The sequence below is a fragment of the Pseudomonas sp. NPDC089569 genome (assembly GCF_050280625.1).
Taxonomy (GTDB): domain Bacteria; phylum Pseudomonadota; class Gammaproteobacteria; order Pseudomonadales; family Pseudomonadaceae; genus Aquipseudomonas.
Genome location: NZ_JBNNVQ010000182.1, coordinates 1 through 5160 on the forward strand (window position 1 = coordinate 1; position 5160 = coordinate 5160).

5 protein-coding genes and 2 pseudogenes are annotated in these 5160 nt (G+C 60.3%); 1 reads left to right on the forward strand and 6 read right to left on the reverse strand.

Annotated features, from left to right (window positions below; all coding sequences use genetic code 11):
* From rseP to pyrH, 6 genes and pseudogenes are all read right to left on the reverse strand, one after another.
* Nucleotides 1-1084: RIP metalloprotease RseP (rseP, locus tag ACQKP2_RS31560; protein WP_427582203.1), on the reverse strand; the 1084-nt coding region annotated here is incomplete at its 3' end.
* Between the two features lie 53 nt (nucleotides 1085-1137).
* Entirely contained in the window at nucleotides 1138-2328 is a 1191-nt protein-coding gene (gene ispC / locus ACQKP2_RS31565) for a 1-deoxy-D-xylulose-5-phosphate reductoisomerase (protein ID WP_427582204.1), read from the reverse strand.
* Nucleotides 2325-3131 carry a phosphatidate cytidylyltransferase gene (locus tag ACQKP2_RS31570; protein ID WP_427582205.1) on the reverse strand — a complete coding sequence of 269 codons (807 nt, stop codon included), beginning with the start codon at nucleotides 3129-3131 and terminating at the stop codon, nucleotides 2325-2327. The genes ispC and ACQKP2_RS31570 overlap by 4 nt, the downstream gene beginning before the upstream one ends.
* Nucleotides 3131-3886 (reverse strand): polyprenyl diphosphate synthase, encoded by a 756-nt coding sequence (gene uppS, locus ACQKP2_RS31575; protein WP_427582206.1) that lies wholly within the window; start codon nucleotides 3884-3886, stop codon nucleotides 3131-3133. Before uppS ends, ACQKP2_RS31570 begins: the two co-directional genes overlap by 1 nt.
* Before the next feature lie 13 nt (nucleotides 3887-3899).
* A complete protein-coding gene (frr, locus tag ACQKP2_RS31580; RefSeq protein WP_427582207.1) occupies nucleotides 3900-4457 on the reverse strand; it encodes a ribosome recycling factor in 558 nt (185 codons plus the stop codon).
* Nucleotides 4454-5068, reverse strand: a pseudogene (gene pyrH / locus ACQKP2_RS31585) (UMP kinase); the annotation flags it as partial. The gene frr and the pseudogene pyrH, both read right to left, overlap by 4 nt.
* A gap of 2 nt (nucleotides 5069-5070) precedes the next feature.
* Here pyrH and ACQKP2_RS31590 point away from each other — a divergent pair.
* Nucleotides 5071-5160: pseudogene (locus ACQKP2_RS31590) on the forward strand (ABC transporter permease); the annotation flags it as partial.

Genomic DNA, 5160 nt, shown 5'->3' on the forward strand with positions numbered 1-5160 from the left:
CCTTGCGCTCGCTGACCACAATGACGGCTGCCGCGCCATCACCAATCGGCGAACACATGGGCAATGTCAGCGGATCGACGATTGCGCGGGCCGCCCCTTCGCCGATCGCGGCCAGGGGTCCGTAACTGACCTCGCGAATCATTTCGGGCGGCCAGTCGACCGCCTTCACACCTGCCCCAAGATAGCCGCTTGGCGTCTTTTTATCGCCGCGGGCAGCCAGCGTGACCGGGACATCGATTTGAGCATTATCGCGCTCAACCCGCAGCATGATTCTGGTATCCGGACGCATACGAACGGTATCGACCACTTGCTGCCAGTCATCCAGAGCCTTGCCGTCAAGTGCGAGCAGCCGATCCCCCGTCTTCAACCCGGCAGCCTGTGCCGGGCCTTTTGGATCAAGCTCGGCCAGAACAGGTGGCAGTGCCGGCCGCCATGGACGAATACCCAGAGAGTGGATCGGATCAGGCTCATCGGCCCCCTTGAGCCAGTTATCCAGGGCCAGCTCTCGGGGAGAATCGACCGTCGAGCCCTGTTCACGCACCAGAATCTGCAGGGAACCGCTTTCTCCAAGACGCCGAACCAACTGCAGGTTCACAGCGGCCCAGCCCGAGGTAGGCTCACCATCAATGGAAATGATTTCCTGCCCTGCTCCCAGCCCCGCCCTGGCAGCGATACTGCCGGACTCTACGGCACCGATGACCGGGCGCACCTGCTCGCTGCCGAGCATGGCCACGAACCAGAAGAACGCCATGGCCAACAGAAAGTTGGCAATCGGGCCTGCCGCCACGATGGCGATGCGCTGACGGACGGACTTGCGGTTGAAGGCTTGACCCAGCTGCTCGACCGGGACTTCGCCCTCGCGCTCGTCGAGCATTTTCACGTAGCCACCCAGCGGGATGGCGGCCACCACGAACTCAGTACCCTGTTTATCGTGCCAGCGCAGCAGAGGCATGCCGAAGCCCACGGAGAAACGCAGCACTTTGACCCCACAGCGGCGCGCGACCCAGAAGTGGCCGAACTCGTGGAAGGTGACCAGCACGCCCAGTGCCACCAGGGTGCCGACAATCATATAGAGTGCGCTCATCTACTTTCTCCGCATTCCTGACCGGTGCCGCCCGGACTGACGCATTACAACACCTAACGCCCGTGACGTCTCAGCCATTGCCCGGCCAGCTCACGTGCTTTCGCATCCGCCGTGAATACCGCTTCGAGATCATTCACGGCCACCACAGGCTCGAGATTCAGTGTTTCCTCGATGATACTCGCGATTTCCAGGTAGCGAACCCGTCCGTCGAGAAACGCCGCCACAGCAACCTCATTGGCTGCATTGAGCATTGCCGGTGCGCTATTGCCCGCCTCGGCGGCCTGGCGAGCCAGGCGCAGGCAAGGAAAACGCTCTTCGTCGGGCGCCTGAAAATCCAGGCGCGCAATGGCAAACAGGTCCAGCGGCGACACGCCGGAATCGATTCGTTCCGGCCACGCCAGTGCATTGGCGATGGGCGTGCGCATATCCGGATTGCCCAACTGGGCAAGGACCGAGCCATCGATATAGTCGACCAGTGAATGAATCACACTCTGCGGGTGAATCACCACTTCAACCTGGGACGGCTTGGCATCGAACAGCCAGCAGGCTTCGATCAGTTCAAGCCCCTTGTTCATCATGCTGGCCGAATCGACCGAAATCTTGCGGCCCATGGACCAGTTCGGGTGAGCGCAGGCCTGCTCTGGCGTCACATGCGCCAACTCTGACACTGGCGTTTGGCGAAACGGGCCACCGGAGGCCGTCAGCAAAATCCGACGCACACCGACGGCGCCCAGACCACGGGAGAAATCCTGAGGCATGCACTGAAAAATCGCATTGTGCTCGCTGTCGATCGGCAGCAGGACCGACCCGCTCTTGCGCACGGCCTGCATGAACAACGCACCGGACATGACCAGCGCTTCCTTGTTGGCCAGCAGGATTTTCTTGCCCGCCTCCACAGCTGCCAGCGTCGGGCGCAAACCTGCGGCACCGACAATGGCCGCCATGACCGCGTCGACTTCCGGGGCGGCTGCAATCTGACACAACCCCTCCTCGCCCACGAGCACGCGAGTCGAAAGGCCCGCCGCGCTCAAGTCATCCTGCAACGCTCGGGCAGCACCGAGCTCAGGCACCACGGCAAATTGCGGAGCATGACGCACACAAAGCGCCAGCAATTCACTCAAGCGCGAATAACCGCTCAGCGCGAAAACCTGATAGCGCCCGGGATGGCGTGCGATGACATCGAGGGTGCTCAGGCCAATCGAGCCGGTCGCCCCCAGAACGGTGATCTGCTGAGGGCGACTCATGGCGCAGCCATCCACAACAGCACGGCAAACACGGGAATGGCTGCCGTCAGGCTATCGATCCGATCCATGACGCCGCCGTGCCCCGGCAGCAGATTACTGCTGTCCTTTATCCCGGACTGGCGCTTGAACATGCTTTCGGTGAGGTCGCCAACGACCGAAATGAACACGATGACCGCAGCACCGATCAACCCCTTGAACAACTGAGCAACGGTCCAGTCACGAAAAAAACCGACTAGCACGGTGATGAACAGACTCAGGACCAAACCACCGTAGACGCCTTCCCAGCTCTTGCCAGGACTGACCAGCGGCGCCAACTTGCGCTTGCCGAAAGTCCGACCGGAAAAGTAGGCGCCGATATCGGCTGCCCAGACCAGGACCATCACCGCCAGGATCAGCCAGTTACCCAGCGGCTCCTGCTTGATCTGGACCAGGCCCTGCCAGGCCGGCAACAGGATCAACAACCCGACCGCCAGCTTGCAGGCCGCACTGGCCCAGTAATCGCTGGAGCGCGGATACGTCAACACCAGCCAGGTGGCAACCCCCCACCAAATCACCGACGCCCCCAGCACCCAGGGTGCAAGGCCGGGCAGGATATGCATGACAAACAACATCAACGCGACCAGGGCGGCATAGACAACGCGCATTGGCTGAGACTCGAAGCCCGCCAGACGCGCCCACTCCCACGCCCCCAGGGTAACAACCAGCCCGATGAACAGCGCAAATCCCGAACCTTCGAGCAGGAAGAACCCGCACAAGGCTATCGGCAGAAGGATCAGCGCAGTGATGATTCGTTGTTTAAGCATTAAACCCGGGCTCCAGCCTCAACCTGCTCGCTCGTCTTACCGAAACGACGCTGGCGGGATGCGAAATCGGCCAACGCATTACGCATGGCGTCGTGTTTGAAGTCCGGCCAGAACAGGTCGGAGAAGTACAGCTCGGCATAGGCCAGCTGCCACAGCAGGAAATTACTGATCCGATGCTCACCACCGGTGCGAATGCACAAATCCGGCAATGGCAGATCACCGGTGGCCAGGCAGGTTTGCAACAGATCCGGCGTAATGTCTTCCGGACGCAAATGCCCGGCCTGGACTTCTCGCGCCAGTCGCTGTGCGGCTTGCGCGATATCCCATTGACCGCCGTAGTTGGCTGCGATTTGCAGGACAAAGCGATTGGTACCGGCCGTCATGGCCTCAGCCTCACGCATGGCAGCCTGAAGTTCCGGGTGAAACCGCGAACGGTCGCCAATGATGCGCAAACTGATGTTGTTGTCATTCAACCGCTTGGCCTCGCGACGCAAGGCCTTGAAGAACAAGTCCATCAGGGCGCTGACCTCATCGGCCGGGCGCTGCCAGTTCTCACTGGAGAATGCAAACAGGGTCAAAACTTCGACACCCGCCTCGGCACACACCTCGATGACCGCACGCACAGCATCCACACCCGCTTTATGCCCGGCGACTCCCGGCATAAAGCGTTTTTTCGCCCAGCGATTGTTACCATCCATGATGATCGCGACATGGCGCGGCACCGCGGACGGTGCAGTCTGCTTCGTCTTGTCCATTGAAACGCGACCCTTATACGGCCATCAGGTCCGCTTCTTTTGCTTTGGTGGCAACGTCGATATCAGACTCGGCCTTGTCGGTCAGTTTCTGAATCTCGGCAGCCGCGCGACGCTCCTCGTCCTCGCTGATTTCCTTGTCCTTGACCAGCTTCTTGAGGTCACCCAATGCATCGCGACGAATGTTGCGCACGGCAACACGGGCATCTTCAGCGGCACTGCGCGCCTGCTTGGTGAAACCCTTGCGCGTTTCTTCAGTCAAGGCCGGCATGGAGATCAACAGCAGCTCACCCAGGTTGGTCGGGTTGAGGTTCAGGCCTGCGTTCAGGATCGCCTTGTCGATTGCCGTGAGCATGTTGCGCTCGAATGGCACGACTTGCAGGGTACGGGAATCTTTCACCGTGACGTTGGCAACACCGCTCAACGGGGTATCAGCACCATAGTAAGGCACCATCACGCTGCCCAGAATGCTCGGGTGAGCCTTGCCGGTACGAATCTGGCCGAATGCATGGCTCAAGGATTCGAGCGATTTCTGCATGCGCTGCTGAGCGTCTTTCTTGATTTCGTTGATCATTGTTGAACTTCCTCGATCAGGGTTCCTTCAGCGCCGCCATGCACGATGTTCAGCAGGGCGCCGGGCTTGTTCATGTTAAATACGCGCAGCGGCATGTTGTGGTCGCGGCACAGGCAAATCGCCGTCAGATCCATTACACCCAGCTTGCGATCCAGCACTTCATCGTAGGTCAGATGATCGAACTTCTCGGCATGCGGGTCTTTGAATGGGTCAGCGGTGTAGACGCCATCGACCTTGGTCGCCTTGAGCACAACATCGGCATCGATTTCGATTGCACGCAGGCAGGCAGCCGAATCCGTGGTGAAAAACGGGTTGCCGGTACCGGCCGCGAAAATCACGACTTCCTTGGAGTTCAGATGGCGCATGGCTTTGCGGCGATCATAGTGATCGGTCACGCCAACCATGGAGATGGCCGACATCACGATAGCGGAGATATTGGCACGTTCGAGCGCATCACGCATGGCCAGACCGTTCATTACAGTCGCCAGCATGCCCATGTGGTCGCCTGTCACCCGATCCATGCCGGCCGCGCTCAGCGCCGCGCCGCGGAACAGGTTGCCGCCACCGATGACCAGACCGACCTGAACGCCGATGCCAACCAGCTGGCCGACTCGCGATTTCAACGGTGATCATCTGCGTTTCGCTTGCACTGCTCTTCACTTCCCGCTCTCTGCAAAATCGCCAGACCGGCGTCCAGGAGTCA